The sequence below is a fragment of the Xanthobacter wiegelii genome, from assembly GCF_043193855.2.
Lineage (GTDB): Bacteria > Pseudomonadota > Alphaproteobacteria > Rhizobiales > Xanthobacteraceae > Xanthobacter > Xanthobacter flavus_A.
On sequence record NZ_CM195529.1, the window covers coordinates 2530954 to 2554714 of the forward strand.

Annotated in this window: 33 protein-coding genes and 2 tRNA genes; 18 read left to right on the forward strand and 17 right to left on the reverse strand. The window is 66.9% G+C overall.

Going from position 1 to position 23761, the window contains the following annotated elements; all coding sequences use genetic code 11:
* Positions 1 to 3 precede the first annotated feature (3 nt).
* The 10 genes from urtE to ureG all read left to right on the forward strand — a co-directional run bounded on the left by urtE (position 4) and on the right by ureG (position 7303).
* Positions 4 to 699 (forward strand): urea ABC transporter ATP-binding subunit UrtE, encoded by a 696-nt coding sequence (urtE, locus tag V5F63_RS11570; RefSeq protein ID WP_209489171.1) that lies wholly within the window; start codon positions 4 to 6, stop codon positions 697 to 699.
* The gene (locus V5F63_RS11575) at positions 665 to 1522 is read left to right on the forward strand and encodes an urease accessory protein UreD (protein ID WP_394101854.1); all 858 of its coding nucleotides are present in this window, start codon (positions 665 to 667) and stop codon (positions 1520 to 1522) included. The genes urtE and V5F63_RS11575 overlap by 35 nt, the downstream gene beginning before the upstream one ends.
* 22 nt (positions 1523 to 1544) lie before the next feature.
* Complete coding sequence (locus V5F63_RS11580) at positions 1545 to 2165, forward strand: urease subunit gamma (protein WP_394101855.1); 621 nt, start codon at positions 1545 to 1547, stop codon at positions 2163 to 2165.
* A gap of 71 nt (positions 2166 to 2236) precedes the next feature.
* Positions 2237 to 2500: an AbrB/MazE/SpoVT family DNA-binding domain-containing protein gene (locus V5F63_RS11585; RefSeq protein ID WP_394101856.1), complete on the forward strand. Its 264-nt coding sequence runs from the start codon at positions 2237 to 2239 to the stop codon at positions 2498 to 2500.
* Positions 2497 to 2892, forward strand: coding sequence for a type II toxin-antitoxin system VapC family toxin (locus V5F63_RS11590; RefSeq protein ID WP_394101857.1), 396 nt, complete (start codon positions 2497 to 2499; stop codon positions 2890 to 2892). The genes V5F63_RS11585 and V5F63_RS11590 overlap by 4 nt, the downstream gene beginning before the upstream one ends.
* A 12-nt stretch (positions 2893 to 2904) precedes the next feature.
* A complete protein-coding gene (gene ureC / locus V5F63_RS11595) occupies positions 2905 to 4617 on the forward strand; it encodes an urease subunit alpha (RefSeq protein WP_394101858.1) in 1713 nt (570 codons plus the stop codon).
* 87 nt (positions 4618 to 4704) lie between these two features.
* A complete protein-coding gene (locus V5F63_RS11600) occupies positions 4705 to 5244 on the forward strand; it encodes a Dps family protein (protein ID WP_197024034.1) in 540 nt (179 codons plus the stop codon).
* Positions 5245 to 5308: 64 nt separating this feature from the next.
* Positions 5309 to 6007, forward strand: coding sequence for an urease accessory protein UreE (locus tag V5F63_RS11605; RefSeq protein ID WP_394101859.1), 699 nt, complete (start codon positions 5309 to 5311; stop codon positions 6005 to 6007).
* The gene (locus V5F63_RS11610) at positions 6000 to 6683 is read left to right on the forward strand and encodes an urease accessory protein UreF (RefSeq protein WP_394101860.1); all 684 of its coding nucleotides are present in this window, start codon (positions 6000 to 6002) and stop codon (positions 6681 to 6683) included. Before V5F63_RS11605 ends, V5F63_RS11610 begins: the two co-directional genes overlap by 8 nt.
* Complete coding sequence (ureG, locus tag V5F63_RS11615) at positions 6680 to 7303, forward strand: urease accessory protein UreG (RefSeq protein ID WP_394101861.1); 624 nt, start codon at positions 6680 to 6682, stop codon at positions 7301 to 7303. The genes V5F63_RS11610 and ureG overlap by 4 nt, the downstream gene beginning before the upstream one ends.
* A 68-nt stretch (positions 7304 to 7371) precedes the next feature.
* Here the strand turns inward: ureG and V5F63_RS11620 are convergent, their stop codons facing one another.
* Together V5F63_RS11620 and V5F63_RS11625 are read right to left on the reverse strand one after the other, a co-directional pair.
* Positions 7372 to 7770, reverse strand: coding sequence for a hypothetical protein (locus V5F63_RS11620; protein WP_509210829.1), 399 nt, complete (start codon positions 7768 to 7770; stop codon positions 7372 to 7374).
* A 145-nt stretch (positions 7771 to 7915) separates the two neighbouring features.
* Positions 7916 to 8329 (reverse strand): hypothetical protein, encoded by a 414-nt coding sequence (locus V5F63_RS11625; protein WP_394028708.1) that lies wholly within the window; start codon positions 8327 to 8329, stop codon positions 7916 to 7918.
* A 384-nt stretch (positions 8330 to 8713) separates the two neighbouring features.
* Here V5F63_RS11625 and V5F63_RS11630 point away from each other — a divergent pair, with 384 nt between their 5' ends.
* The 3 genes from V5F63_RS11630 (at position 8714) to V5F63_RS11640 (ending at position 11508) form a co-directional block, all read left to right on the forward strand.
* Positions 8714 to 9433: a TlyA family rRNA (cytidine-2'-O)-methyltransferase gene (locus V5F63_RS11630; protein ID WP_509210830.1), complete on the forward strand. Its 720-nt coding sequence runs from the start codon at positions 8714 to 8716 to the stop codon at positions 9431 to 9433.
* Entirely contained in the window at positions 9430 to 10650 is a 1221-nt protein-coding gene (locus V5F63_RS11635) for a class I SAM-dependent RNA methyltransferase (protein ID WP_394101863.1), read from the forward strand. The genes V5F63_RS11630 and V5F63_RS11635 overlap by 4 nt, the downstream gene beginning before the upstream one ends.
* Positions 10651 to 10734: 84 nt before the next feature.
* Positions 10735 to 11508 (forward strand): queuosine precursor transporter, encoded by a 774-nt coding sequence (locus V5F63_RS11640; RefSeq protein WP_394101864.1) that lies wholly within the window; start codon positions 10735 to 10737, stop codon positions 11506 to 11508.
* Positions 11509 to 11543: 35 nt separating this feature from the next.
* On the opposite strand, the gene V5F63_RS11645 is transcribed toward V5F63_RS11640, so the two are convergent.
* Together V5F63_RS11645 and V5F63_RS11650 are read right to left on the reverse strand one after the other, a co-directional pair.
* Positions 11544 to 11618 (reverse strand) — tRNA-Glu (locus V5F63_RS11645).
* Between the two features lie 250 nt (positions 11619 to 11868).
* Positions 11869 to 12291 carry a VOC family protein gene (locus tag V5F63_RS11650; protein ID WP_209489182.1) on the reverse strand — a complete coding sequence of 141 codons (423 nt, stop codon included), beginning with the start codon at positions 12289 to 12291 and terminating at the stop codon, positions 11869 to 11871.
* 66 nt (positions 12292 to 12357) lie between these two features.
* Between V5F63_RS11650 and V5F63_RS11655 the strand changes: the two genes are divergently transcribed.
* From V5F63_RS11655 to V5F63_RS11665, 3 genes are all read left to right on the forward strand, one after another.
* Positions 12358 to 13128: an SIR2 family NAD-dependent protein deacylase gene (locus V5F63_RS11655; RefSeq protein ID WP_209489183.1), complete on the forward strand. Its 771-nt coding sequence runs from the start codon at positions 12358 to 12360 to the stop codon at positions 13126 to 13128.
* Between the two features lie 98 nt (positions 13129 to 13226).
* Entirely contained in the window at positions 13227 to 13802 is a 576-nt protein-coding gene (locus V5F63_RS11660; protein WP_245327539.1) for a cold-shock protein, read from the forward strand.
* The gene (locus V5F63_RS11665; protein WP_394101865.1) at positions 13802 to 14311 is read left to right on the forward strand and encodes a DUF192 domain-containing protein; all 510 of its coding nucleotides are present in this window, start codon (positions 13802 to 13804) and stop codon (positions 14309 to 14311) included. Before V5F63_RS11660 ends, V5F63_RS11665 begins: the two co-directional genes overlap by 1 nt.
* A 30-nt stretch (positions 14312 to 14341) precedes the next feature.
* On the opposite strand, the gene V5F63_RS11670 is transcribed toward V5F63_RS11665, so the two are convergent.
* Genes V5F63_RS11670 through V5F63_RS11680 form a run of 3 tightly spaced genes read right to left on the reverse strand, consistent with a single transcriptional unit; the run spans position 14342 to position 16383 of the window.
* Positions 14342 to 14890, reverse strand: a complete 549-nt coding sequence (locus V5F63_RS11670; RefSeq protein ID WP_209489185.1) for a chromate transporter — start codon at positions 14888 to 14890, stop codon at positions 14342 to 14344.
* Complete coding sequence (locus V5F63_RS11675) at positions 14887 to 15495, reverse strand: chromate transporter (RefSeq protein ID WP_209489186.1); 609 nt, start codon at positions 15493 to 15495, stop codon at positions 14887 to 14889. Before V5F63_RS11675 ends, V5F63_RS11670 begins: the two co-directional genes overlap by 4 nt.
* A 51-nt stretch (positions 15496 to 15546) precedes the next feature.
* Positions 15547 to 16383 carry a hypothetical protein gene (locus V5F63_RS11680; RefSeq protein ID WP_209489187.1) on the reverse strand — a complete coding sequence of 279 codons (837 nt, stop codon included), beginning with the start codon at positions 16381 to 16383 and terminating at the stop codon, positions 15547 to 15549.
* Positions 16384 to 16950: 567 nt separating this feature from the next.
* Between V5F63_RS11680 and V5F63_RS11685 the strand changes: the two genes are divergently transcribed.
* Positions 16951 to 17805, forward strand: a complete 855-nt coding sequence (locus tag V5F63_RS11685; protein ID WP_209489188.1) for a transporter — start codon at positions 16951 to 16953, stop codon at positions 17803 to 17805.
* Positions 17806 to 17860: 55 nt separating this feature from the next.
* Here the strand turns inward: V5F63_RS11685 and V5F63_RS11690 are convergent, their stop codons facing one another.
* Entirely contained in the window at positions 17861 to 18145 is a 285-nt protein-coding gene (locus tag V5F63_RS11690; RefSeq protein ID WP_209489189.1) for a hypothetical protein, read from the reverse strand.
* A 198-nt stretch (positions 18146 to 18343) separates the two neighbouring features.
* On the opposite strand from V5F63_RS11690, the gene V5F63_RS11695 reads away from it, so the two are divergent.
* Positions 18344 to 18490 (forward strand): hypothetical protein, encoded by a 147-nt coding sequence (locus tag V5F63_RS11695; protein WP_209489190.1) that lies wholly within the window; start codon positions 18344 to 18346, stop codon positions 18488 to 18490.
* Positions 18491 to 18509: 19 nt separating this feature from the next.
* On the opposite strand, the gene V5F63_RS11700 is transcribed toward V5F63_RS11695, so the two are convergent.
* The 9 genes from V5F63_RS11700 to V5F63_RS11740 form a co-directional block, all read right to left on the reverse strand.
* A tRNA-Pro gene (locus V5F63_RS11700) sits at positions 18510 to 18586 on the reverse strand.
* 384 nt (positions 18587 to 18970) lie between these two features.
* The gene (locus tag V5F63_RS11705) at positions 18971 to 20446 is read right to left on the reverse strand and encodes a sensor domain-containing diguanylate cyclase (RefSeq protein ID WP_394101866.1); all 1476 of its coding nucleotides are present in this window, start codon (positions 20444 to 20446) and stop codon (positions 18971 to 18973) included.
* A 224-nt stretch (positions 20447 to 20670) separates the two neighbouring features.
* Positions 20671 to 20859 carry a hypothetical protein gene (locus V5F63_RS11710; protein ID WP_281808425.1) on the reverse strand — a complete coding sequence of 63 codons (189 nt, stop codon included), beginning with the start codon at positions 20857 to 20859 and terminating at the stop codon, positions 20671 to 20673.
* Between the two features lie 139 nt (positions 20860 to 20998).
* Positions 20999 to 21247, reverse strand: coding sequence for a hypothetical protein (locus tag V5F63_RS11715; protein ID WP_394101867.1), 249 nt, complete (start codon positions 21245 to 21247; stop codon positions 20999 to 21001).
* Positions 21247 to 21588, reverse strand: coding sequence for a hypothetical protein (locus tag V5F63_RS11720; protein WP_394101868.1), 342 nt, complete (start codon positions 21586 to 21588; stop codon positions 21247 to 21249). Before V5F63_RS11720 ends, V5F63_RS11715 begins: the two co-directional genes overlap by 1 nt.
* Entirely contained in the window at positions 21585 to 21887 is a 303-nt protein-coding gene (locus V5F63_RS11725) for a hypothetical protein (RefSeq protein WP_394101869.1), read from the reverse strand. The genes V5F63_RS11720 and V5F63_RS11725 overlap by 4 nt, the downstream gene beginning before the upstream one ends.
* 2 nt (positions 21888 to 21889) lie before the next feature.
* Positions 21890 to 22318, reverse strand: coding sequence for a hypothetical protein (locus tag V5F63_RS11730; protein ID WP_394101870.1), 429 nt, complete (start codon positions 22316 to 22318; stop codon positions 21890 to 21892).
* Entirely contained in the window at positions 22315 to 22638 is a 324-nt protein-coding gene (locus V5F63_RS11735) for a hypothetical protein (protein WP_394101871.1), read from the reverse strand. Before V5F63_RS11735 ends, V5F63_RS11730 begins: the two co-directional genes overlap by 4 nt.
* A complete protein-coding gene (locus V5F63_RS11740; RefSeq protein ID WP_394101872.1) occupies positions 22635 to 23420 on the reverse strand; it encodes a M15 family metallopeptidase in 786 nt (261 codons plus the stop codon). The genes V5F63_RS11735 and V5F63_RS11740 overlap by 4 nt, the downstream gene beginning before the upstream one ends.
* Positions 23421 to 23761 lie beyond the last annotated feature (341 nt).

Here is a 23761-nt window from a genome sequence, read left to right on the forward strand (position 1 = left end):
GCCATGCTGAAGGTGGAAAACCTCGACCTCTATTACGGCGCCGCCCACACCCTGAAGAAGGTGTCGGTCTCGGCCGAGGCTGGGAAGGTCACGTGCGTGCTCGGCCGCAACGGCGTGGGCAAGACTTCGCTCCTGCGCGCCATCGTCGGCCAGCGGCCCATCGCCGGGGGCTCCATCACGCTGGACGGCAAGGAGATTTCAAGGCTCCCGACGCCCGACCGCGCGGCGCTCGGCATCGGCTTCGTGCCACAGGGGCGGGAGGTGTTCCCGCTGCTCTCCGTGAAGGAGAATCTGGAGACGGGATACGCCCGGCTGCCCGGCAAGGAGAAGTACGTGCCGCAGGAGGTGTTCGACCTCTTCCCGGTGCTGAAATCCATGCTCCGGCGCCGAGGCGGCGATCTCTCCGGCGGACAGCAGCAGCAACTCGCCATCGGCCGCGCCCTCGTCACCCGACCGCGTCTCCTGGTGCTGGACGAGCCGACGGAGGGCATCCAGCCGTCCATCATCAAGGACATCGGCCGCGCCATCTCCTATCTGCGTGACAAGGGCGACATGGCCATCGTACTGGTGGAGCAGTATTTCGAGTTCGCGCGTGATCTCGCCGACAGCTTCATTTTGATGGAGCGCGGCGAGGTGGTGGCGAGCGGGGACAGGAGCGGGCTGGATGGCGACGACGTTCGCCGCCTCATGGCGATCTGACGATACCCCGGCCGCCCTCCCGCCCCAGCGCCAGCGCAGCGAAGGCCGCGTCCGCATCGCCGCCGCGCGGTTCGGCGCGGTGACCCGCGTCGCCGATCTCGCGGAAGGCGGGGCCATGCGCCTGCGCGTGCCGCGCGGGGGGACGGGGCTGGAAGCCGTCATCGTCAACACCGCCGGCGGGGTCTGCTGCGGCGACCGCTTCACCATCGAAGTCTCGGCCGGGCCGGGCGCGCACCTCACGGTCGCGACGCCGGCCGCCGAGAAGGTCTATCGCTCTGATGGGCCCTTGGCTGAAATCGGCGTCGCTCTCGCGGCCGGGGACGGTGCGCGGCTGGAGTGGCTGCCGCAGGAAACCATCCTGTTCGACCGCGCCCGCCTCCGGCGCCGCTATGAGGTGGATATAGCACCCAACGCCACTTTTCTCTCCTTCGAGGGGCTCATGCTCGGCCGCCTCGCCTATGGCGACGCGATGGGCGAGGGGCATCTGGAGGACCACTGGCGCATCCGGCGCGGCGGCGGGCTCATCTTCGCCGACGCCTTCCGCCTGTCCGGACCCATCGGCGCGCTGCTGGAGCGGCCGGCCGTCGCGGGCGGAGCGCGCGCGCTTGCGACCCTCCTCTACATCGCGCCCGATGCCGAGGCGCGGCTGGAGGAGGCGCGCGCCCTCATGGAGAGCGTGCCCTGCGAGGCCGGCGCCAGCGTCTGGAACGGCATTCTCGCCGTCCGCTGGCTCGCCCCGGACATCGGGACGTTGCGCCGGGCCGCGACCTCGTTTCTGATGGCCTTCCGAAAGGCTCCGCTGCCCCGCGTATGGGCCACCTGATGCTCGTTCAAGGAGAGATGCCGTGCTGCTGACGCCGCGCGAGAAGGACAAGCTCCTGGTCGCCATGGCCGCCGAGGTGGCGCGCAAGCGCCTCGCCCGCGGCGTGAAGCTGAACCATCCGGAGGCGGTCGCCCTCATCACCGACTTCGTGGTGGAGGGCGCGCGCGACGGGCGCACCGTCGCCGATCTGATGGAGGCCGGCGCCAAGGTACTGACCTCCGATCAGGTGATGGAGGGTATCGCGGAGATGATCCACGACATCCAGGTGGAGGCGACCTTTCCGGACGGCACCAAGCTCGTCACCGTCCACCACCCCATCCGCGGCACGCCGTCCGAGACGGTGCCCGGCGAACTGCTGCCGCAGGAAGGCGACATCCATTTCAACGAGGGCGCCGAGCGAGTGCATCTCACCGTCGCCAACACCGGCGACCGGCCGATCCAGGTGGGCAGCCACTACCATTTCTTCGAGACCAACCCGGCGCTGGACTTCGACCGCGACAAGGCGCGCGGCATGCGCCTCGACATCGCCCCCGGCACGGCCGTGCGCTTCGAGCCCGGCGCGACGCGGGATGTGACGCTGGTGCCGTTCGGCGGCAAGCGCGAGGTCTATGGCTTCCGCGCGGCGGTGACGGGCCGGCTGTGATCGCAACCTTTCTCGGGGCGGAAAATTCAGGTAAGTTCCTTACATTCTTGAAAAGGTAAGGAGGCGACGCCGTGAACATCGCTGTGGATGCACGGATCACGGCCAAGGGGCAGGTCACGCTTCCTGTGGAGGTGCGGCGCGCTCTTGGCGTGGTGGAAGGCGATCAGGTGGAGTTCTTTGTCCACCGCGACGGGCGGGTGCTCGTCCATGCCCGCAAGACACCGACGTCTCGCCTGTTCTCCCGGTTAAAAGGCCGAGCGGCTGCCATGACCGATGATGAGGCCATTGGCGAAGCTGTCTCAACCCATGACGCCCAGACGAAAACCCGGAAATGATCGGCCTCGACACCAATGTCCTGTTGCGAGCCGTGGCGGACGACGACCCGGCCCAATCGGCTCTGGCACGCGACTTTCTCATGGCGCGCAGCGTCGATGACCCTGCCGTGGTGAATGCCGTGGTCCTCGCGGAATTGGTCTGGGTGCTGCGTGCCAAGTACAGGGCGAGCCGTGCAGAGATCGTGTCGATCCTCGATGATCTCGTCGGCAACCCCGTCTTCGTCATCCTTCACCGGGAATCCGTGCTGGTCGCGCTACAGGATTATCGCGAGGGGATCGGCGGTTTCACCGATGTGCTTATTGCCCAGCTCAATGCCGCGGCGGGCAGCCCGACGACGATGACGTTCGACAAGGGTGCCCCTGACCAATCCGGCTTCACGCGTCTTTCCTAGAAGGCCCGTTCCATGTCCTCCTCCCGCATGCCCCGCGCCGCCTATGCCCATATGTTCGGCCCCACCACGGGCGACCGGGTGCGCCTTGCCGATACATCGCTCGTGATCGAGATCGAGAAGGATTTCACCGTCCATGGCGAGGAGGTGAAGTTCGGCGGCGGCAAGGTGATCCGGGACGGCATGGGCCAGTCGCAGGTGACGAACGCCGACGGGGCGATGGACACGGTCATCACCAATGCCGTCATCCTCGACCACTGGGGGGTGGTGAAGGCGGACGTGGGGCTCAAGAACGGGCGCATCGCGAAGATCGGCAAGGCCGGCAATCCGGACGTGCAGGACGGGGTGGACATCATCATCGGCCCCGGCACGGAGATCATCGCCGGGGAGGGCAAGATCCTCACCGCCGGCGGGTTCGACAGCCACATCCATTTCATCTGCCCGCAGCAGATCGAGGAGGCGCTGGCTTCCGGCGTTACCACCATGCTCGGCGGCGGTACCGGGCCGGCGACCGGCACCTTCGCCACCACCTGCACGCCGGGGCCATGGCACATCGCGCGCATGATCGAGGCGGCCGACGCCTTCCCCATGAACCTCGCCTTTGCCGGCAAGGGCAACGCCTCCCTGCCCGGCGCGCTGGAGGAAATGGTGCTGGCCGGGGCCGCCGCCCTCAAGCTGCACGAGGACTGGGGCACCACGCCCGCCGCCATCGACTGCTGCCTCACCGTGGCCGACGCGCTCGACGTTCAGGTGATGATCCATTCGGACACGCTGAACGAGTCGGGCTTCGTGGAAGACACCATCGCCGCCTTCAAGGGCCGCACCATCCATGCCTTCCACACCGAAGGGGCGGGCGGGGGACATGCGCCTGATATCATCAAGGTGGCGGGGCTGCCGAACGTGCTGCCCTCGTCCACCAACCCGACGCGCCCCTACACCCGCAACACCATCGACGAGCATCTCGACATGCTCATGGTGTGCCACCACCTCGACCCCGACATCGCCGAGGACCTGGCGTTCGCGGAAAGCCGCATCCGCAAGGAGACCATCGCCGCGGAGGACATCCTCCACGACATCGGCGCGCTCTCCATGATGAGCTCGGATTCGCAGGCCATGGGCCGGGTGGGCGAAGTCATCATCCGCACCTGGCAGACGGCGGACAAGATGAAGCGCCAGCGCGGGTCGCTGCCGGGCGAGACCGACAGCGACAACATCCGCGCCCGTCGCTACATCGCGAAATACACGATCAACCCGGCCATCGCCCACGGCATGTCGCGGCATATCGGGTCGGTGGAAGCCGGCAAGCTCGCCGATCTCGTGCTGTGGACGCCGGCCTTCTTCGGCGTGAAGCCGGACCTCGTCATCAAGGGCGGCGCCATCGCCATCGCGCAGATGGGCGATCCCAACGCCTCCATCCCCACGCCCCAGCCGGTGCATTACCGCCCCATGTTCGGCGCTTATGGCCGGGCGCGGACGCACACCTCGCTCACCTTCGTCTCGAAGGTGGCCATCGAGGACGGCCTCGCCGGCCGGCTCGGCATCTCCAAGGAGCTGGTGGCGGTGGAGAATACCCGCTCCGGCATCTCCAAGAAGAGCATGATCAACAACGACGCGACCCCCCATATCGAGGTCGATCCCGAGACCTACGACGTGCGCGCGGACGGTGAACTGCTGGTGTGCGAGCCGGCGGAGGTTCTGCCCATGGCGCAGCGTTACTTCCTGTTTTGAGCGAATATCGCGCCGGCGCGGCGGAACCTTTGCCGTGGTTCCTCGTTGCAGCGGGTGTTGCAACGCTTCCTTTCAGGAGCCACACCCATGGCCGTCGTTCGTTCATTGTCCAAGAAGCCGGCGAAGACCTCTGCCCTCGCCACCCCCACCGACCTCGACAGCGCGAAGGCGCAGAAGGTGGCGGACGCTATCAACCGCGTTCTGGCCGACAGCTTCGTGCTGTACCTGAAGACCAAGAATTTCCACTGGCACGTCAGCGGCAAGCACTTCCGCGACTATCACCTGCTGCTGGACGAGCAGGCCGATACCATCCAGGCCACCATCGATCCGCTGGCCGAGCGCGTGCGCAAGATCGGCTGCCGCACGGTGCATTCCTATGGCGAGATCCTGAAGCTCACCGGCCTCAAGGAGAACAACGAGCCCTACGTCTCGCCCGAGGCCATGTTCGCGGAGCTGATCGCCGACAACAAGGCGGCCATCAAGACCATGCGCGAGGCCCACGAGATCTGCGACGAGGCGGAGGACATTGCCACCGCCAGCCTGCTGGAAGAATATGTGGACGAGGCCGAGAAGCGCCTGTGGTTCCTGTTCGAGACCAACCAGAATCGGCAGGACAGCGCCACCTGAGCGCAGCCGGAACCCGCGAAGGCGGTGGGGCAGGGCGCTCGGGTGGCTGTACCGGAGTAACCCGATGATCCGCGCCACCACCGTCGTCCGCCGTCCCGCCGTCCGCCCGGAAAAGGTGGCGGACGAGATCACCCTCGATCACCACGCGCGCCACCGCCGCCGCTTCGCCCTCACGGCGGACGGCGGCCTCGCCTTTCTGCTCGACCTCGACAAGGCGACCGTGCTCGACGATGGCGACGCGGTGAAGTTGGAGGATGGCCGCCTCATCCGCATCAAGGCGGCGCCCGAGGAGCTGGTCGAGGTGACCACCGCCAATCCGCTGCGGCTGATGAAGGTCGCGTGGCACCTCGGCAACCGACATGTCCCGGCGGAGATCACCGAGACCGCCGTCTATTTCGTGGATGACCATGTGCTCACGGAGATGGTTCGCGGCCTCGGTGCCGGCGTTGCCAAGGTGACGCGCCCGTTCCGCCCGGAGAAGGGCGCCTACGAGGCCGCCGAGGCCCATGGCGGGCATGGTCACGCGCATGAGTCTCATGGGCACGAGCACCATGGGCACGAGCACCACGCGCACGAACACCATGGTCATGAGCATCATGACCATGCTCACGACGACGCGTGTGGATGCGGCCACGATCACGCACACCACGACCATTCCCATCATGGCGATGCCCATCACGTCCATGAGCATGGGCACGAGCACGACCACGCCGAAGGTCATGTCCACGGCCCCGGCTGCGGGCATGACCACAAGCATGGCTGACCCGCCCGATCTGCTTCCGCTCTTCGCGTGGCTGTCGCCGTCGTTCCCGGTGGGGGCCTATGCCTATTCCCACGCCTTGGAATGGGCGGTGGAGGCCGGCGACGTGCGGGACGAAGCGAGCCTCGCCGCGCAAGTATCGGACCTCATGCGCATCGGCTTCGGGCGGTCCGACGGCATCCTTCTGGCCCATGCCTGGCGTGCGGTGGTGGGAGGCGACTGGGCGGCGCTCGCCGAGGTGAACGCGCTGGCGGTCTGCCTTGCGCCCTCCGCCGAGCTGCGGCTGGAAACCTGCCAGCAGGGCCGGTCCTTCCTCGATGCCGTGCGAGCGGCCTGGCCTTCGCCTGCGCTGGAAACAGCAGCCGGCGCCCTCTCCGGGGAGGTGGCCTATCCCGTCGCGGTGGGGCTGGCGGCGGGGGCGCATGGTATTCCGCTCGCGCCGACGCTGGAGGGCCTCCTGCTGGCGCTGGTGCAGGCGCTGGTATCGTCCGGCATCCGTCTCGCGCCCGTGGGCCAGACGGCCGGCACCCGTGTCGTCGCCGGCCTCGCCCCGACCGTCCGCGCGCTCGCGGCGGACATTCCCGCCCTCACGCTGGATGATCTCGGCAGCGCCACCTTCCGCGCCGATCTCGGCAGCTTTCGCCACGAAACCCAATATACGAGGCTGTTCCGCTCATGAGTTCCGGCAAGAATCCCCTGCGTGTCGGTGTCGGCGGTCCGGTCGGCTCCGGCAAGACGGCGCTGATGGAGGCGCTCTGCAAGGCCTTCCGCGACCGCTACGACCTCTGCGCCATCACCAACGACATCTACACCAAGGAGGACGCGCGCCTTTTGACGGTCGCCGGCGCGCTGCCGCCCGAGCGCATCCTGGGCGTCGAGACCGGGGGCTGCCCGCACACAGCGATCCGCGAGGATGCGTCCATCAACCTGCGCGCGGTCGCGGACATGAACGCCCGCTTCCCCAATCTCGATCTGGTGCTGATCGAATCCGGCGGCGACAATCTCGCGGCCACCTTCTCGCCCGAGCTGGCGGACATCACCATCTACGTCATCGATGTGGCGGGGGGAGAGAAGATCCCGCGCAAGGGCGGGCCCGGCATCACCCGGTCGGACCTGCTGGTGGTCAACAAGACCGATCTTGCGCCCATGGTCGGCGCCGACCTCGCGGTGATGGAGGCGGATACCATCCGCATGCGGGCGGGGCGGCCTTACGTGTTTTCTTCCATCCGCAATGGTGTGGGCGTGGAGGTCGTCGCGGCCTTCATCGAGAAGGCCGGAGGACTGACGCGCGCCGCCTGACCGGTCGCCGACAACGGCCACCGGCGGGCGGATCTGTCCTCAGGTCTTAGGCTTTCAGGTCTTGGGCTTCAGGTCTTGGGCTTGCAGGCGGTCTCAAACTTGGTGACCGCAGGACCAATGCCGGAGAGAGCGACGGCCTGCTTGGCGCCCTTTACCTCGATGGTGAGGTTGCCGGAGGCCTTCGCCAGTGCCTTGAGGTCCGTCATCTGGGCCGACGCCTCGACATTCACCGCGTCGCCTTCCTCCATCGCCACCGCCTTGCCGGGGAAGCTCTTCTTCACGCTGCCGGCGGTCAGCACGATGGCGGTCTGGGCGCCGCGCGTCAGGTCCTTGGAGCCGATCATGGACTGAACCGTGAGGCCCGGCGCATCCTTGTGGCACAGGAAGAAGATGGCGGCCTTGTCGCTGTCCGGCACGCCGAACACCAGAGCGGCGGTATCGTCGCCGTCCTGGATGTGCCAGGTCATTTTTTCCTGCGCGGTGGCGGGCACAGCGGCGCAGATCAAAACGGCGGCAGCGGCGAGAGCTGTACGAAGCATATCAGGGTCCCTTTTGCGGCGGCGGATCATACCGGCTCGTCCCAAAAGGGAAAGATGCCTCCCAGCCGCTAAGTTACCGGCGGTCGGCCGGGGCCGGCATGGTGGTCAGGCAGGCGCGGCGGAAGTCCGGCAGCTTGGCCTTGGCGCCGGCAAGCGGATAGGTCTCGGTGGCCCCGGGCAGGCGCACGATGAGATTGTCCGCATCCGAGAACAGGTCCAGGACGCGGCCGTCGAGCGCGACCGCCGCCTCCACCACCACCTTGCCCTCGGACGCACCCCGGAACGCCGACGCCGCCAGCTCAAGGCGCCGCTTGCCAGCGGCGAGGGTGAGTGCCACGCCGTCGCCGGCCTTCACCTTGCCGGCCGGGACTTCCGCGGTGAACTGGATGAGCTGCGCGCCCGGCTGGCAGGACACGGCGAACACCGGATCAGCGACCTTCGGAAGGCCGAAGCGCAGCACATAGGTGTCGTCGACCTTGACGATCATCCAGACACGGGGATCGGTTTTGGTCTCGGCCTTTTTCGAGTCCGATTTCCCCCCGGACTTGCCGGTCGATTTGGGCGCAGCCTCGCCTAGACCCGGTGCGAGCACGCACGCCGCGGCGACCATCAGGATCGCGCACCGGCCGTAGAACCATCCGCCCTTCGCCACCGGGTCTGCCCCTCGCCGCATGGTCGACAGGCGCGGTGACCGGCGGACACGCCTCCGATCTGCGATTCGCAACTGCCGACTGGTGTTTGCTTCCCCCGAAGTCATCGCATATCACGGCCCCCGGCCGCCCGCGACATCGGGCAGGGAGCCGCGCGGCAAAAAATGTTGAAATCTCATTCGCATCCCGCCCCCGAGGGCCGACAGGACACCGCCCGGCGCATGCGGCTGGACCGGTTGCTGGTCGAGCGCGGCCTGTTCGACAGCCGCGCCCGCGCGCAGGCCGCACTTGCGGCCGGTCTGGTCAAGGTCGATGGGACCGTGGTGCTCAAGGCATCCGCCGAAGTGGACCTCGGCGCATCCATCGAGGCCGAGGACGTGCACGATTATGTGTCGCGGGGCGCCCTCAAGCTCGCGGCGGGCCTCGACGCCTTCGCGATAGATGCCACCGGCGCCGAGGCGCTGGATGTCGGCTCCTCCACCGGCGGCTTCACCGAGGTGCTGCTGCGCCGGGGCGCGCGCCGCGTCCATGCGGTGGATGTGGGGCGGGACCAGCTCCACGCCCGCCTCCGGGACGATCCCCGCGTGCGCCTGTTCGAGGAGACGGATATCCGCGCCTTCGACCCCACGCTTGTGCCGGGCGGATTCGATCTCATCGTCATCGACGTCAGCTTCATCCCGCTCGCGCTGGTGCTCCCGGCCGCGCTGACGCTCGCCGCGCCCGGCGCCCGGCTCGTGGCGCTGGTGAAGCCGCAGTTCGAGGCGGGACGCGCCTTCATCCGCAAGGGCGTGGTGCGCGACGCGGCGGTGCGGGACGAGGTGTGCGTCAGGGTGGAGGCGGAAATCGCGTCGCTCGGTTGGCGCATCGTCGGCCGCATCCCGTCTCCCATCGCCGGTGGCGACGGCAATCAGGAATATCTCGTGGGGGCGATCCGACCGTGACCGAGTTCCGCATCGAGCGCATGGGCGCGCAGGGCGATGGCATCGCGCGCGGGCCCGCCGGCCCGCTGTTCGCGCCGCTGACCCTCGCCGGGGAACTGGTGCGTGGGGAGGTGGAGGGCGAGCGCATCCGCCTCGATGCCATCGTCGAGCCGAGCGTCGAGCGGGTGGCCCCCGAATGCCCCCATTTCGGCCGCTGCGGCGGCTGTCTGCTCCAGCATTGGGAGCGTGCGCCCTATCTCGCCTGGAAGCGGCAGCTGGTGGTGGATGCGCTCGCCCGCGAAGGCATCGCGGGGGAGGTTGCACAAACCATCGACGCCCACGGGCCGGGGCGCCGCCGGGTGATTTTCCACGCCCGCCAATATGGCGCGCGCACTGTGGTGGGATTCGCCGAGCGCAAGTCCCACGCCATGGTCGCGATCGATGCGTGTCCCGTCCTGGCGCCGAGCCTCGACCAGGCGCTGCCCGCCGCCCGCGCGGTGGCGGAGGCGCTGGCACCGCTGAAGAAGCCGCTGGACCTCCAGATCATCGCCACGGACACCGGCCTCGACATGGACGTGCGCGGCTCCGGCCCGCTGCCACCCGCGCTCCTCACCGACCTTGCGGTGATCGCCGACCGCTTCCGCCTCGCCCGGCTGACGCGCCACGGCGAACTCGTCATCCAGCGCGAGCCGCCCCGCCTCGCCATGGGCCGGGCGCGGGTGGATCTGCCGCCGGCGGCCTTTCTCCAGGCCACCGCCGAGGGCGAGCGGGTGCTGGCGGAACGGGTGGCGGCGGGCATGGCCGGCGCCCGCAAGGTGGCGGACCTGTTCGCCGGTGTCGGCACCTTCGCGCTGCGCCTCGCCGAGACGGCGCGTGTGTTCGCGGCCGAGAGCCATGCCGGCGCGCTCGCCGCTTTGCTCAAGGCCGGCCACACACCGGGGCTGAAGTCGGTGGAGGGCGAGGCGCGGGACCTGTTCCGCCGGCCGCTGATGGCGGCTGAGCTTGCCGCCTTTGATGCCGTGGTGATCGACCCGCCCCGGCAGGGCGCGGAGGCGCAGGCGCGCGAGATTGCGGTCTCGCGGCTTCCGCGCCTCGTCTATGTCTCCTGCAACGCCGCCACCTTCGCCCGCGATGCGGCGCTGCTCGTCGCGGGCGGCATGAGACTGGAGGGCGTGGTGCCGGTGGACCAGTTCCGCTATTCGGCCCATGTGGAGCTGGTGGCGACCTTCTCGCGCTGATCTCCCTCCGGCTTTCCGTAGCGCAAGCTGGGCTTGGGGCGCGCTTTGGGGTCTAATGCGGCGCAGCATAGAGGCTGCCCCCAAATGCTTCCCGACCAGACCCCTTTCGCCGTCGGTGGCGTCGAGACACGCGCAGGCATCACACCGGTGGAGGCGCGCGCCCTCGAGGGCCGGCGCCTGCATTATTACGATTACTGCATGGTGGCCTTCGCGGTCATCCTGATCTGCGCGAACCTCGTCGGCGCCGCCAAGGTCTCGGTGATCGAGCTGCCGGTGATCGGGCCGTTCGTGTTCGGCTCGGCGGTGCTGTTCTTTCCATTGTCCTACGTGCTCGGCGACGTGCTGACCGAGGTCTATGGCTATGCCCGCGCGCGGCGCATCGTGTGGGTGGGCTTCGCCGCTTCCGTCTATGCCGCGCTGATGACCGCCATCATCGTCGCCATCCCGCCCGCGCCGGGCTGGACAGGGCAGGACGCCATCACCAGCGTGTTCGGCCAGACGCCCCGCATCTTCTTCGCCTCCATTCTCGCCTTCTGGTGCGGCGAGTTCGCCAACGCCTTCGTGCTGGCCTGGATGAAGGTGCTCACCGGCGGCCGGATGCTGTGGACCCGCACCATCGGCTCCACGATCGTCGGGCAGGCCGTGGACAGCCTCATCTTCTACCCGCTCGCCTTCCTCGGCGTGTGGGACACCCACCTCGTGCTGACGGTGATGGTTTCCAACTACCTGCTCAAGGTGGGCTGGGAAGCGGTGCTCACCCCCGTCACCTACAAGATCGTTGGCTTCATGAAACGGCGGGAGGGGGTGGACGTGTACGACGTGGGCACGAACTTCACACCGTTTCGGGTGAAGGTGTGACAGCGGCTATTGTGAGCAGATTGGCACGATGATGCTGGCGCGCCCTAGGGGAGTCGAACCCCTCTCTCCACCGTGAAAGGGTGGCGTCCTAACCGATAGACGAAGGGCGCGCGGCCGCTCCGGGGTTTTGAGCCGCCGGAGAGGGCGTCCTTATAGGGGGCGGGCGCCTTGGCTGCAAGCCTGTGGGAGAATTATCCAAAGCCGCGCGCCCCCGCCATGTGGGCGAAGGGCGCTGCGGGGATCGGGCAACAGCCGGATGACAGGGCTTCCAACGGGACCGGCGCGTCAATAGCGGGAGGGTCCCCGGTCAAATGGCCGCGCGCGGGATGCGCGGCCGCTCACCCGGCGAGAGTGAGAGACTCACCATTTGCCGGTGTTGGGCATGGAAGCCCACGGCTCGGCCGGGGGCTTGGGGCCGCCCTTCTGCAGCAGCTCCACGGAGACATTGTCGGGGGAGCGCACGAAGGCCATGTAGCCGTCGCGGGGCGGGCGGTTGATGGTGACGCCGGAGGCCATCAGGCGCTCGCACAGGCCGTAGATGTCGTCCACCTCGAAGGCGAGATGGCCGAAGTTGCGGCCCTCGCCATAGGGCTCCTTGTCCCAATTGTAGGTGAGCTCGATCTCGGCCACGTTCTCCTGGCCGGGAGGGGCGAGGAAGACGAGGGTGTAGCGACCCTGCGGCACCTCCTTGCGGCGCACCTCCTTGAGCCCCAGCTTGTTGCAGTAGAAGTCCAGCGACTGGTCGATGTCGGTCACGCGGACCATGGTGTGCAGGAAGCGCATCGGGGGTCTCGTCCGTATGAGGGGCGCAGGCCGGCGGGCCGGCCGGAGTGAAGTAGCAGGTGACGTATGATCTATGAAGGCGATCTCAAGGGGGCGCAGCAGCGCCTCCGCGAACTTCTGGACGGGTCGGCGCGCGCGGTCGCCTTTACCGGAGCGGGCATCTCCACCGAATGCGGCATTCCCGACTTCCGCTCCCCCGGCGGATTGTGGACGCAGAACAAGCCGATTCCCTTCGACGTGTTCGTGGCCCACAAGGCCGCGCGCAACGAGGCGTGGCGGCGCAAGTTCGCCATGGAGGAGGCGTTCGCCGGGGCGCGGCCCGGCCGGGGGCACAGGGCGCTCGCCCGGCTTCTGGGGCGCGGAAGGCTCGCCGGCGTCATCACCCAGAACATCGACGGCCTGCACCAGGCGTCCGGGGTGCCGGATGACGCGCTGGTGGAACTGCACGGCAACGGCACCTATGCCACCTGCCTCGATTGCGGCACGCGCTACGAACTCGCCTGGGTGAAGGCGCGCTTCGATGCCGCCGGGGGCGTCGCACCCGATTGCCCGGCCTGTGACGGGCCGGTGAAGGCGGCCACCATCTCCTTCGGCCAGGCCATGCCCGAGCGCGAGATGGCGCGGGCGGACGCGCTGACCAAGGCGAGCGACCTGTTCATCGTCATCGGCTCGTCGCTGGTGGTGTTTCCGGCGGCGGGATTTCCGCTCAAGGCGCGCCAGAAGGGGGCGAGGCTGATCATCCTTAACCGCGAGCCCACCGAGTTCGACGACATGGCCGATCTGGTGGTCCGGGACGAGATCGGCGCCGTGCTCGCATCCTTCGCCGACGATGGGTGATGAAGGCGCGCGAAGAGGGTGGGCGTTGCGCCATTCAGTTGCTATCCTACCATCTCCGCGGCAACGTGTGCGCCGCCGCGCGTAGTTTCGGGGTGGTCATGGGGTCTGACGCACTGGGGCTGGGGCCACGGACCGCCGGCTCGGAGGACGGGACCGAGGAGCCGGCCGGGCTCGTCGAGGTCATCGGCTCCATCAAATGGTTCGACGCGTCGAAAGGCTACGGTTTCATCGTGCCGGACGACGGTGGCCCCGACGTCCTCGTTCATGTGACCTGCCTGCGCCGCGACGGCTTCCAGACCGCCATGGAGGGCGCGCGCGTGGTGTGCGAGGCCATCCAGCGCGCCAAGGGGCGCCAGGCCTTCCGCGTGCTCTCGCTCGATCTGTCGACCGCCGTCCACACCGCGCCGGCCGCCCCCCGCACGCGCGACGTGGTGGAGCCCACCACGGGTTTCGAGCGGGCCACGGTGAAATGGTTCAACCGGCTGCGGGGCTTCGGCTTCCTCACCCAGGGCGACGGCACGCCCGACATTTTCGTGCATATGGAAACCCTGCGCCGCCACGGCCTCACGGAGCTGCGCCCCGGCCAGAGCGTGCTGGTGCGCTACGGCGATGGCTCCAAGGGCCTCATGGCCGCGGAAGTGAAGGCCGACAGCGGCCCCAGCGGGAACAATTGATGAGCCAGATTCTGTCGCGGGCCGCCCTTGCGGCCACACTCGCGTTTGCGCTTCCGCTCGCCGGGGTGCCTGCCGTCGCAAGTGCGGCCGAGGCCGAATGCGCGCAGATCAAGGTCGATCCCAATCCGGTGCTGGACCCGCTGGAGATCGCGACCGCCAAGGGCGTGCTCGCCTTCCAGGTGGAAGTGGCGCGCACCAACGAGCAGCGCACTCAGGGCCTCATGTGCCGCAAGTCGCTGCCCGAGCGGGGCGGCATGCTGTTCGACTTCAAGGTGGACCAGCCGGTCTACATGTGGATGAAGAACACCCTCATTCCGCTGGACATGGTGTTCATCCGCGCGGACGGCAGCATCGCCCGCATCGCCGCGATGACGACGCCGCTCTCCACCGAGACCATTTCCTCCGGCGAGCCGGTGCGCGCGGTGCTGGAGATCGGCGGCGGCGAGGCGCGCCGGCTCGGGCTGAAGGCAGGCGACCGGATCGCCCACCCCATGTTTCCCGCCAAATAGACCCACCGTTCAAATTGCGAGCGGTCCGCCCTAATTCAGGGTCAGGTAGCCCAGCAGGCCCCCCGCGAAGATGTAGAAGGCGGGGTTGATCTTGGCCCCGGTGATCTTCGGTCCGAAATAGACGAGGACGAACACGGCGATCGCGATCAGCGTCGTCTCCGTGCCGGTTATGGCGGTCTTCGCCACGGCGACGGTTCCCGCCGCCATCAGCCCCACGACGATGGGCGCCAGCGCCAGTTGCAGGGCGAGCCGCCAGGGCGAGCCATCGAAATGGTTCCACAGCCGCGAGGAGCCGAGCGCCAGGACCGATGCCGGCAGGAAGAAGCCGCCGAAGGCGAGAAGCGCTCCCGGCGTGCCGGCGACGTGGTAGCCGATGACGATGACCATCAGCATGTTCGGCCCCGGCGCCACCTGTCCGAGGCTGTAGATGTCGCGGAACTGGCTGTCGGTGAGCCAGTGGTGGGCGTTGATGGTGAGTTCCTTCATCTCCGGCAGCACCGCCGTTCCGCCGCCGATGGCAAGGAGCGACAGGAGCGAAAAGACGCCGAGGACGCTGAGATCGGTGTGCGGATTGTTCATGGCTCGCCGGCCTCCCCGCGGCCCGGACGGTAGATGAAGAGGGCGAGTGGCAGCACGGTCAGCAGCACCAGCACCAGCGAGACGTGGAGGAAGCTCACCATCACCACGGTGATGAGAATGAGCAGGATCTCGCGCAGGTGCTCCAGCTGCTTGTGGCCGATCTGCACCGTCACCGCCGCAAGCAGGCCCACAGCCGCCGCGCCGATGCCGGCGAGGATGCTGTGCATGGTTGGGTTGCCGTGGTTCGACACGTAGACGATGCCGAGCACGAAGACGAGCAGGCCGCCCGGCAGGGTCATTCCGAGAAAGCCGACGATCGCCCCGACCGGACCGCGCAGGCGGTCGCCGACGATGACGCTCATGTTGGTGGCGTTGAGGCCGGGCAGGGCCTGGGAAATCTCCAGGGCGGTGAGGAATTCCTCTTCATCCAGCCATGCCTTCTGCACCACCAGCGCATTGCGCAGGTAGGCCACCACGCCGCCGCCGAAGCTGATGCCGCCGATGATGAGAAAGGTGATGAAGATCTCCAGCAGCGACACCGGGGTCTCGCCGGCGGCGCCCACTTCGGGCGAGGGGGAGGGGAGGGGCGGCTTGATGGCGCTCATGGATTTCCGCCGGAAGGGAGAGGGGCGGGCCGTGGGCTGCCCGCCGTAGGTCTACTCGGAGTGGGCGACGTCCTTGGCGCCGATGCCATAGACCATCGCGGTCTTGGTGGTGCCGAGCTGCACCCATTCCGGCGCCATGTTCTGGACATCGCGGAAGAACTCTTCCGAAAGGCGCTTCGCCTTCTCGTTGATGTCGCTGTAGTGATCGAACTTCGCCTGGAAGGCGAATTCCCCCACCAGGGACTGCTCCGACGCCCGGTTGCGCCAGATGGCGATGGTGGCCTTCGCCTCATAGCCATGGCCGAAATCGAAATGCCCGGGATCGACCTGGATCTCTTCGACCGCCATGCTGTTCACGAGGTCGACGGAGCAATCGCCGTCGGCATCCACCGCCGTCATGCAGGGGAAGACGGTGATAATGTTCTTCAGCGCCGGGTTCAGCACCACGCCCAGCGAGGTGATGATGCAATTGTGCGAATAGAGCGAGCGGATGCCGCCGATCTCCTCCTTGAGCGGCAGCAGCTCTTCCTTGAACTTCACCTGTACCGCGCCCGTGATGCGCGGCGCCATGTCCATCCCGGTGGCCTTGGCCTGGTCCGGGCTGCGGAATTTCAAGGCAAGCTCGTGCTCCGGGCGCGGCCAGCCATCATCGTAGAAGGTGCGCTTGCGCAGGATGAACGAGTTTCGGTAGAGGTCGAAATCCGGCGTGTCATAGAACAGGACTTCCCGGACCTGCCGTTGAAATGCATCCTTGTTGGTGACGACGCCGACGCCGTGCTTCTTGGCGACCGTCTTCACCTCGTTCCAATAGTCCTCGAAGCGCTTGGGCGAGTAGAATTGCTGCGGCCGGAGCAAAATCTTGTATTCACGGTAGTGGATATCGAGCATGGCGGCGTGCTCACCTTGGGTCAGCCCGGATTCGTTGAAGCCCGGAATTCGGGAGAAGAAACCGAATCCGAAGCAGCGCAACACATTCCGTCGGCCACGATCGGATGTCTACTGCCTCCCGATGCGCCGTCCGCAACCCGGTACCGGCCCGCCCCCGATACTGTTGCGCGAACGTCACAGATGGGATGATTGCGTTGGAATTGGGCGGACTGGCCATTTGATCTGTGTTGTCTGCCCGAAATTTGAGCTAACGTCGCTGATGCTTCGGCTTCAAGGATCCGGCGGGGACACCGGACATCCTCGAAGGTCTCGGGCGGCCCCTGGGTTCAGGCCCCGCGCCGCCAAGGTCGTGACACGCTGCCGCTAGCATTCCCCAGTTGAAGCCTCTGCACTTCGGGCGCGTGCCCGCAGTGTCCACTGCCCCGTTCGCGGGGCTTGCAGTGATTGCGTCCAGGGCCTCGACGCCGTGGGCGAAAAAGAGTGCGGCGCATCAGCGCCTGAGGAAGCGCCAGCGACGAGCCCTGCCGTTGGGACGGCGGCCGTGGGCTTCGCCTTTCGGAGGAAACAATGACGACATTCGCAAGAATGGCGGCCGTAGCCGCTTTGTCTGCGGCGGCAATGCTGCCCGAAACCATGCCCGCGCATGCCGGATCCGTGACACAGCCGGGCGAGACCGTGGGTCTCGCGGCCGGCGCTCCGCTGCCGGAAGGTGTCTATGCCGTGAATACGGCAGACTACGGATGCCGCAACACCTCGCCGGACAGTACATGTGTGGGCGTGGATATTCCTGTACTCGCCTGGGCGACACCCGTGTTCCTGTTCGGTGGGCGCCTGCAACTTCTCACGGCTGTTCCGGTCGTCGGGGTGGGTGTTCAGAATGGCGACTATACGTCCGGATTCTACAATCCCTTCTTTGCCGCCCAGGTCGCTTGGGACCTTGGGAACGGCTTCGGCTTCAGCTACATGGCCGGTTTCTATCTGGGGGTGAACACAGGCGTCGCGTTCGATTCCACCTCGTTCAACCAGCGCTTCGCCCTCAGCTATACGGCGGATGGCTGGAATCTCACCGCGAACGCCATCTGGGGCATCCAGGCGAACGGGGTGAGCACGACAATCAATCCGAATTTCCTGAACGTTGATCTCACCGCCACCAAGAAGTTCGGAAAGTTCGAGATCGGCCCCGTTGCCTATTATTCAACCGATCTGAACAATCCGGTCCCCTTTTATCAGAAGCAAAGCCAGTTCGCGGTGGGCGGCCTCGTTGGCTATGACTTCGGTCCGGTCATCCTGCAGGCCTATCTGACCACCGACGTTTATGAGCAGAACTACGGCGGAAAGGACACCCGCCTGTGGGGCCGCATCATCGTGCCGCTCTGGAACCCGCCAGCGGCGACGCAGCAGACGGCTCTGCTGCACAAGTAATCTCGGGGCGCCGGCGCGCGGAGGCGGAACGTCCCTGCGCGCCGAGGGGCCGCTCTCACCGGGGCTGAAGCCTCTTGCCGATGGAGGTGAAGAACGTCTCCGCGTACCAGCGCATCTCCGCCTCGATCTCCGGCTTGCCGGCCAGCTCGCACTGGTCGACGAGGCCGCTGACACGCTCGAACATGTCAGCGATGAAGGCGTCCGGCCGCTCCTGCGCCCCGGCGAGCTGGGCGACGATGTCGCGCAGGATGTAGTGCTGCACCATTGTGTGGGCCTGCGTGGTGCCAACCGCCTTGACCATCGAGGCGAGCCACTCGGCCAGCTCCGTATCCGAAGCCATGCGCAATCGTCCTTCCTGAAATCGGGCCGTGCGGCGCAAACCGTGCCGCTTCGGCGCGATGCCCGCCACAAGCGGACGGAGCCGCCCGGTCGCAGCGAGGCATCGGTGGGCGAGATTAACCCTGATGCGGCTTCAGCGGAACCATCCGCCAAGCGAGGGCGTTGCCGCTCCACCAGAAAACAGTACCGGAGCAGCAAGATGCCGCGCAGCGTCCTCTATGGCCTGATCGCCCTTCTCGTCGTGGTCGGCGGGGTGTTCGCCTATCAGGCCTATGAGCGCGACCGGAACACCATGCAGATCGAGATCGGCCCCAACGGTGTGAAGGTGGACCCGCCCGGGCGCTGAGGGCTGGCGGGGAGATGGATGGTCGGAGCAGCAGGATTTGAACCTGCGACCCTCTGCTCCCAAAGCAGATGCGCTACCAGGCTGCGCTATGCTCCGACATTCCGCCGAACGGCTTCGTTGCTACATTTTCGGGACGGTCGGCGCAAGGGGAGGGGGAGTGAATAAGGGAACATAAGGGCGACGAAAACCGAGGTTGGCGACACAAAGTCCCGGAAAAGTCCCGGAATTTGTTCTGCCTCCGTTCCGCGCTATCCTGTGCCCCATGCTCGCCATGGACGCCACACCGGAATACGCCGCCCGGTTCGAATATGAGGCCGTCGAGGTCTATCACTGCCAGCTGATCGTTCACGTTCCGCTGGCCAAGCTCCCGCCTTACCCGCTTCGGGAGATGCGGTTTCGGTGCCGGCGATGCGGGGCGTTCCGAAGTATCCTGATATCAGGCACCGGTGAGTTTCCCTGGCAACCTGCCGCCGCAGCCGTCTAACCGTCCTGATCAATCACTACGCGGTTCCTCCCGCTGCCCTTGGCCTCATAGAGTGCCCGATCCGCACTGTTGACCAGCGTGGCGAGGGAGGAGGACGGCTCTACTTCGGCCACTGCGGCACCAATGCTGACGGTGACCTGTGTCAATGCCGCCTCCGCTGGGCTCGGAACCATCGAGGCGACCTCGGAACGTATTCGCTCCGCGATGAACGTCGCCCCGGCACCGTCCGTAGCAGGCAGGATCACGATAAACTCTTCACCTCCGTACCGGGCTACGAAATCGCCCGGCCGCCGCACGGAACGGACGATCTGTTTCGCAATTCGCGCAATAACTTCGTCGCCAACGCTATGCCCATATCGGTCGTTCACCTTCTTGAAGTGATCGATATCGACGAGCAGGATCGCGAGGCATTCCCGATTGCGGGCGGCACGACGCATCTCGGTCGCGGCGGCAAGGTCGAAGGCCCGGCGGTTTGGCACGCCTGTCAACTGATCTGTGACGGACAGAACCTCGAGCTGCGCCTCCATGTCCTGGCTGTGCATCAATGCCAGCCGAAGCGCCCGGACCAGCAGGATCAGGAGAACGCACATGCCGAGCGTCAGCGCCGACGAGGTCATCGCGCTTTCAATCCATTCGCCCATAGCCGCTTGGGTCGAGATTCCGACCGACAAAAGAAGGGGGAAGCCTGCGATCTGCGTGTGCAAATAGTAGCGGTTCTCGCCATCAAAGACCGATCGGTCCGAGAAAGGCTCGCCAGGCCTCGTCATCATGCGCTGGAAGACCGGCGACGCGGCAACGCTCACGCCCGTGTTTCCCTTCCCGTCCGTCGACGGATGCCGGAGAATGACTGTGCCGTCGCTGCGCGTGAGCGCAATGACGCTCCTGGGCCCGAGATCCACATTGTCCAGCAGCAGTTGAAAAAACGCGATGCGCAGCGCGGCGATGACTACGCCATCGAAGCTGCCCCCCGGGCCGGAAATTCTACGGCTCAAAGCAATGCTGGGGTCGCCGGCCCGCAAGCGGCTTTCGAACGGGGCGCTCACATAGGTACCGCGTGACCCATCCATCTGCGCGGTAAAGTAATCACGATCAGCGAAGTTGCCGACCCGCGGCGGCACCGAGCCGGAATCATAGACGATGGACCCGTTTCGGTTGAGCACGAGCATGGATCCGAGGAACTGCGCGCCGGCTGCTCGATCGAACAACACCATCTGGCGGAGCTCAGGAGAAATATCGCTTAGACCCGAGGTCGCCACCGCCTCCTCCGCCCCGCGCAGAGAGAGGTCGAGCAGGCTAAGGTTTCGGCTGATGCTCGACGAGAGCGTGTTAAGTGCGTTTTCGCCCGAGCGCAGCGCGAGCTGCCAAGTGGCCTGGTAGGACCGCCACAGCGTCAGGGCCTGTGCTGCGATAATGACCGCGACGAGCCCGCCCACGATCAGCGGCACGTACCCGCCAGCAATGAGCCGCCGCATACTCATTCTATCCGGCCCTCTGGCTTCCCTGACGCCTTCCCGAAAGGAACATGCCCAGCCATCTGTGGAATAGCAACTAGGGCTATTCGACTAAAGCCGTGGACCAAGACGGCGCTACAGGCAACCCAAACTCGCCCTCGGACAAACCTTGGCCGCGATGACCCAGCCGTAGCGCCATATTGACGCCGGGCGCTTCAGATGGGGCGGATAAGTGGAACAATCGGCTAACGAAATTGGCCTCCGGCCTTGATCACATCCAGTAGGAATTCGCGGACATGTTCGGCACCGTCGCGAGTAGGCATCGTCACGGTGAAGATCGGCACGCGATGCGGCAAGCTCACCATAGTGACGCCCGGCCGCGGCCCGGCCTCTGTATCGACCGCTGCGACAGGGTTCACATCGTTCAATTGCATGGCCTTCTCCCCTTTTATCGCTGCGCTCAAGATAGTGGAGGAGCATAAGACTGCTTGGGAAAAAGGCCACATCGCCGAAAGGGGGCCGCCCGCTAAGCCCCCCCCACGGGGACTGTCGACCCGTGGACAAGCTTGAAGTTCATTCCCCAAACCGACCAATCTGAGGTGCGGGCGCATCATCAGCGATAAGCGCATTCTGCATGTTGCTCGGCCACCGCACCGGCCGCACCACCACCCGCCCCCGCTGGGCGAGCGCGGCGGCGAGTAGGTCCCGCAGCAAGGTATCCACCTCCTGCGGCGAAAGGCGCACCTCCTCGGCTGCGGCGCCGGGTCGGGTCAGCGCCGCGAACGCGCCGTCCGCATCCCAGTCGAATCGGAGGCGCGTCACTACCGCCGCTCCGGCCGGCGCTCGTCGAGCAGCAGCTCCAGCTTGCCGTTCATGCGCCGCTGCTCTTCGACCATCGAGATGATTCGCTCCTCCAGCCGGATCATGCGGTCGCGGTCGGCCCGCTGCTCGCTGTCCTTGCTCTCCAGCTTGGCGATTCGGTGGTCGCCGGCCTCCACCCGGCTGTCGAGCTTCGAGGCCCACCAGGTGAAGACGGCCCCTTGAAAGAGCAGCCCCGTCATGAGCGCCAGAGGAATGCGCTTGTCGATGGTCCAATGTTCCCGCTTGGGGGGTGGGCTGTCTTCCGCCATCTGGTCCGCCGCTGCTTTCGCTTCCGTGGTCATTTCAGCGCCTCCCGCACCATGGCCGCCTGCGATTCGTAGAGGGCGATGAGCCGGGCCAGACAGCCGCTCTTGGTCTCGTCGCTGGCCTTGAGCCGGCCGATCAAGGCCACCACCTCGCGCTGTGTCAGGGGCTTGTCGCCGGCCGGCGCCGGGACGGAGCGGCGGGCGCATGCGCGCAGATCCTCCGGGATGGGGGCGAGATCTAGCCTCGGCCGGCCCGTGGTGGCGCCGCACCCCGCCAGAGCAAACGCGAGAACAACGAGGCAGGCGGCTGCGATCAGGATGCGCGTCGAGGTCATGGTCACCTCCACAGCCCGCGCACGCGGGCGCTGGTGTCGGCATCGAGGGCGGGCGTGTCAGGCGTCTGGGCAATCAGATCCTCCAGCGCCCGCGCCTTGGCCTCCGCTGCGGCGGCATGGGCGGAGGCCAGCTCCGCGTCCCGCGCGAGCGCCGCCACCTTGGCCCGCTCCGAGGCCGCCTCCTTCACGAGTGCCCGGTTGGCGGCGATCAGGGCCTGCCGCTCCATCCGCCCTCGCTGGTCGGAGGCATGCCCCGCCCAGCCCGCGATGAAGAGGAGCAGCCCGGCAAGTCCGGCCGCGACGTGGCGATAGGGCAGGGGCGGAATGCGCGACCAGACGAGGGCGGCGATGCCCACCAGCAGCGCAGCGCCGGTCACCAGCGCCAGCAGCCAGGAGATGGCGCCGGACGCAAACATGGCAAGAATGCTCATGAGCCGTAGTCCTTCGGGGGCTGGGGTGCGTCGATGCCCTCGAAGTCCATCCGCTTGGGGCGGCGTGGCCGGCCGAGGTTCGACATGACGTTGGCGTCGTCCCACACGGCGCCGAACACGTAGGCGCCGATGACGGCGCCGGCGAGGATGAAGGCGCCGTTGGCGATAGTCTCGTGCAGGCTGGTGTCTCGCCCCCACGCGGTGAGGTAGACCACTTCGCCGGCACAGAAGAGGAGCGTCACCAGGATGATGCGGCGCCGCGTGCTCCAGGACGGCCGCGCCAACGGCGAATCGTCGGGATCGGGACCGGCGTCGCTCACAGGCGCGCCGCCTGAACGTGCATGAAATCCATGTTGCGCGCCCGCCCCAGCGAAACCCAACCTTCCTCTTCCCACAGCTGCCACCACACCTCGGCGTCGGGCTGGGCAAGGCGCGCCCGGTCACGACCCCACTTCAGCTGATTGCGGTCGGGGTCGAAGTCGATGGCGATGCCCCACGAGTGCATAGACCAGGCCGAGCCGCCCCGCATCCGGCGCACGTTCAGCGATCCGCCGAAGAGATCCACGCCCAGCGTCTGGATGCCCCTGATGCCGTAATGGTCGAGCACCCGGTCAAACACGCGGGCCGCGCTGTCGTGGACCTTCTCGTGGATGGAGATGCGCTTGACGATGGTGTCCGGCTCCCATGCGAGGCGCATGGGGAAGGGCAGCACCAGCATCGTCTGGTTCTCACCCGGCGCGCCGTAGAAGCGCTGCACGTCCACCTGCTTGGGCCACACCATCGGCTGCACCGCCGGCGGGTCGCGCCACGTCTCGGCCGACGTGTCGCCCCGCTGGCGGGCATCCCACACCTCAAGGGCATGGCGCGTCTGCGGCCCCTCGCGACCGTCGATGGTGCCAGCGTCGATGCCGGCGAGCTTGCAGATCACCTGCTTGGCCGCCAGCGCGCGGCGGTTCGACGGCCATTCCTCCCATGCGACGCCCGCTTCGGAAAGGAGGTCAGAGACGGCCTTGTCGGTCGCCGGCCCCCACTCGCCATCAAGGCCAAGCGGGGGCGTCCAGCCGCGCGCATTCAGCGCCGACTGCAGGTCGCGCAGATCCATGGATCACCTGTCGATGGGTTGAGAAAAGGAAAGGCCGCCCGAAGGCGGCCGTGGTAAAAGAGTGTGTCTGCCCCAAGCCCTGACACTTGGGCGGACGGGAGCCGGGCGGTCTACCCCCATAGGTCGCCCGGCTCGCCCTTCCGTGTCGCAACGCAATCAGACTTGTGCTACGCCACAAACATGGTCACGCCCACAGCTTGAAGGGGGCTAACGATGATCGCTGTTGGCCTGTCCCTGCTGATCATCCTCTGGATGGTTTTCTTTTTACCGCAAGGCTCCTGACCGCCAGGCGATCACGTCGGGCCTATAGGTCGGCCGGCTGACCTTCGCGGTGCAGCAAT

Bases quoted from the DNA above. Each gene is read 5' to 3' on its own strand.
- urtE (WP_209489171.1), top strand. From the start codon at position 4: ATGCTGAAGGTGGAAAACCTCGACCTCTATTACGGCGCCGCCCACACC.
- V5F63_RS11575 (WP_394101854.1), top strand. From the start codon at position 665: ATGGCGACGACGTTCGCCGCCTCATGGCGATCTGACGATACCCCGGCC.
- V5F63_RS11590 (WP_394101857.1), top strand. From the start codon at position 2,497: ATGATCGGCCTCGACACCAATGTCCTGTTGCGAGCCGTGGCGGACGAC.
- ureC (WP_394101858.1), top strand. From the start codon at position 2,905: ATGTCCTCCTCCCGCATGCCCCGCGCCGCCTATGCCCATATGTTCGGC.
- V5F63_RS11600 (WP_197024034.1), top strand. From the start codon at position 4,705: ATGGCCGTCGTTCGTTCATTGTCCAAGAAGCCGGCGAAGACCTCTGCC.
- V5F63_RS11605 (WP_394101859.1), top strand. From the start codon at position 5,309: ATGATCCGCGCCACCACCGTCGTCCGCCGTCCCGCCGTCCGCCCGGAA.
- V5F63_RS11610 (WP_394101860.1), top strand. From the start codon at position 6,000: ATGGCTGACCCGCCCGATCTGCTTCCGCTCTTCGCGTGGCTGTCGCCG.
- ureG (WP_394101861.1), top strand. From the start codon at position 6,680: ATGAGTTCCGGCAAGAATCCCCTGCGTGTCGGTGTCGGCGGTCCGGTC.
- V5F63_RS11620 (WP_509210829.1), bottom strand. From the start codon at position 7,770: ATGACCTGGCACATCCAGGACGGCGACGATACCGCCGCTCTGGTGTTC.
- V5F63_RS11625 (WP_394028708.1), bottom strand. From the start codon at position 8,329: ATGATCGTCAAGGTCGACGACACCTATGTGCTGCGCTTCGGCCTTCCG.
- V5F63_RS11630 (WP_509210830.1), top strand. From the start codon at position 8,714: ATGCGGCTGGACCGGTTGCTGGTCGAGCGCGGCCTGTTCGACAGCCGC.
- V5F63_RS11640 (WP_394101864.1), top strand. From the start codon at position 10,735: ATGCTTCCCGACCAGACCCCTTTCGCCGTCGGTGGCGTCGAGACACGC.
- V5F63_RS11650 (WP_209489182.1), bottom strand. From the start codon at position 12,291: ATGCGCTTCCTGCACACCATGGTCCGCGTGACCGACATCGACCAGTCG.
- V5F63_RS11655 (WP_209489183.1), top strand. From the start codon at position 12,358: ATGATCTATGAAGGCGATCTCAAGGGGGCGCAGCAGCGCCTCCGCGAA.
- V5F63_RS11660 (WP_245327539.1), top strand. From the start codon at position 13,227: ATGGGGTCTGACGCACTGGGGCTGGGGCCACGGACCGCCGGCTCGGAG.
- V5F63_RS11665 (WP_394101865.1), top strand. From the start codon at position 13,802: ATGAGCCAGATTCTGTCGCGGGCCGCCCTTGCGGCCACACTCGCGTTT.
- V5F63_RS11670 (WP_209489185.1), bottom strand. From the start codon at position 14,890: ATGAACAATCCGCACACCGATCTCAGCGTCCTCGGCGTCTTTTCGCTC.
- V5F63_RS11675 (WP_209489186.1), bottom strand. From the start codon at position 15,495: ATGAGCGCCATCAAGCCGCCCCTCCCCTCCCCCTCGCCCGAAGTGGGC.
- V5F63_RS11680 (WP_209489187.1), bottom strand. From the start codon at position 16,383: ATGCTCGATATCCACTACCGTGAATACAAGATTTTGCTCCGGCCGCAG.
- V5F63_RS11685 (WP_209489188.1), top strand. From the start codon at position 16,951: ATGACGACATTCGCAAGAATGGCGGCCGTAGCCGCTTTGTCTGCGGCG.
- V5F63_RS11690 (WP_209489189.1), bottom strand. From the start codon at position 18,145: ATGGCTTCGGATACGGAGCTGGCCGAGTGGCTCGCCTCGATGGTCAAG.
- V5F63_RS11695 (WP_209489190.1), top strand. From the start codon at position 18,344: ATGCCGCGCAGCGTCCTCTATGGCCTGATCGCCCTTCTCGTCGTGGTC.
- V5F63_RS11705 (WP_394101866.1), bottom strand. From the start codon at position 20,446: ATGCGGCGGCTCATTGCTGGCGGGTACGTGCCGCTGATCGTGGGCGGG.
- V5F63_RS11710 (WP_281808425.1), bottom strand. From the start codon at position 20,859: ATGCAATTGAACGATGTGAACCCTGTCGCAGCGGTCGATACAGAGGCC.
- V5F63_RS11720 (WP_394101868.1), bottom strand. From the start codon at position 21,588: ATGACCACGGAAGCGAAAGCAGCGGCGGACCAGATGGCGGAAGACAGC.
- V5F63_RS11725 (WP_394101869.1), bottom strand. From the start codon at position 21,887: ATGACCTCGACGCGCATCCTGATCGCAGCCGCCTGCCTCGTTGTTCTC.
- V5F63_RS11730 (WP_394101870.1), bottom strand. From the start codon at position 22,318: ATGAGCATTCTTGCCATGTTTGCGTCCGGCGCCATCTCCTGGCTGCTG.
- V5F63_RS11740 (WP_394101872.1), bottom strand. From the start codon at position 23,420: ATGGATCTGCGCGACCTGCAGTCGGCGCTGAATGCGCGCGGCTGGACG.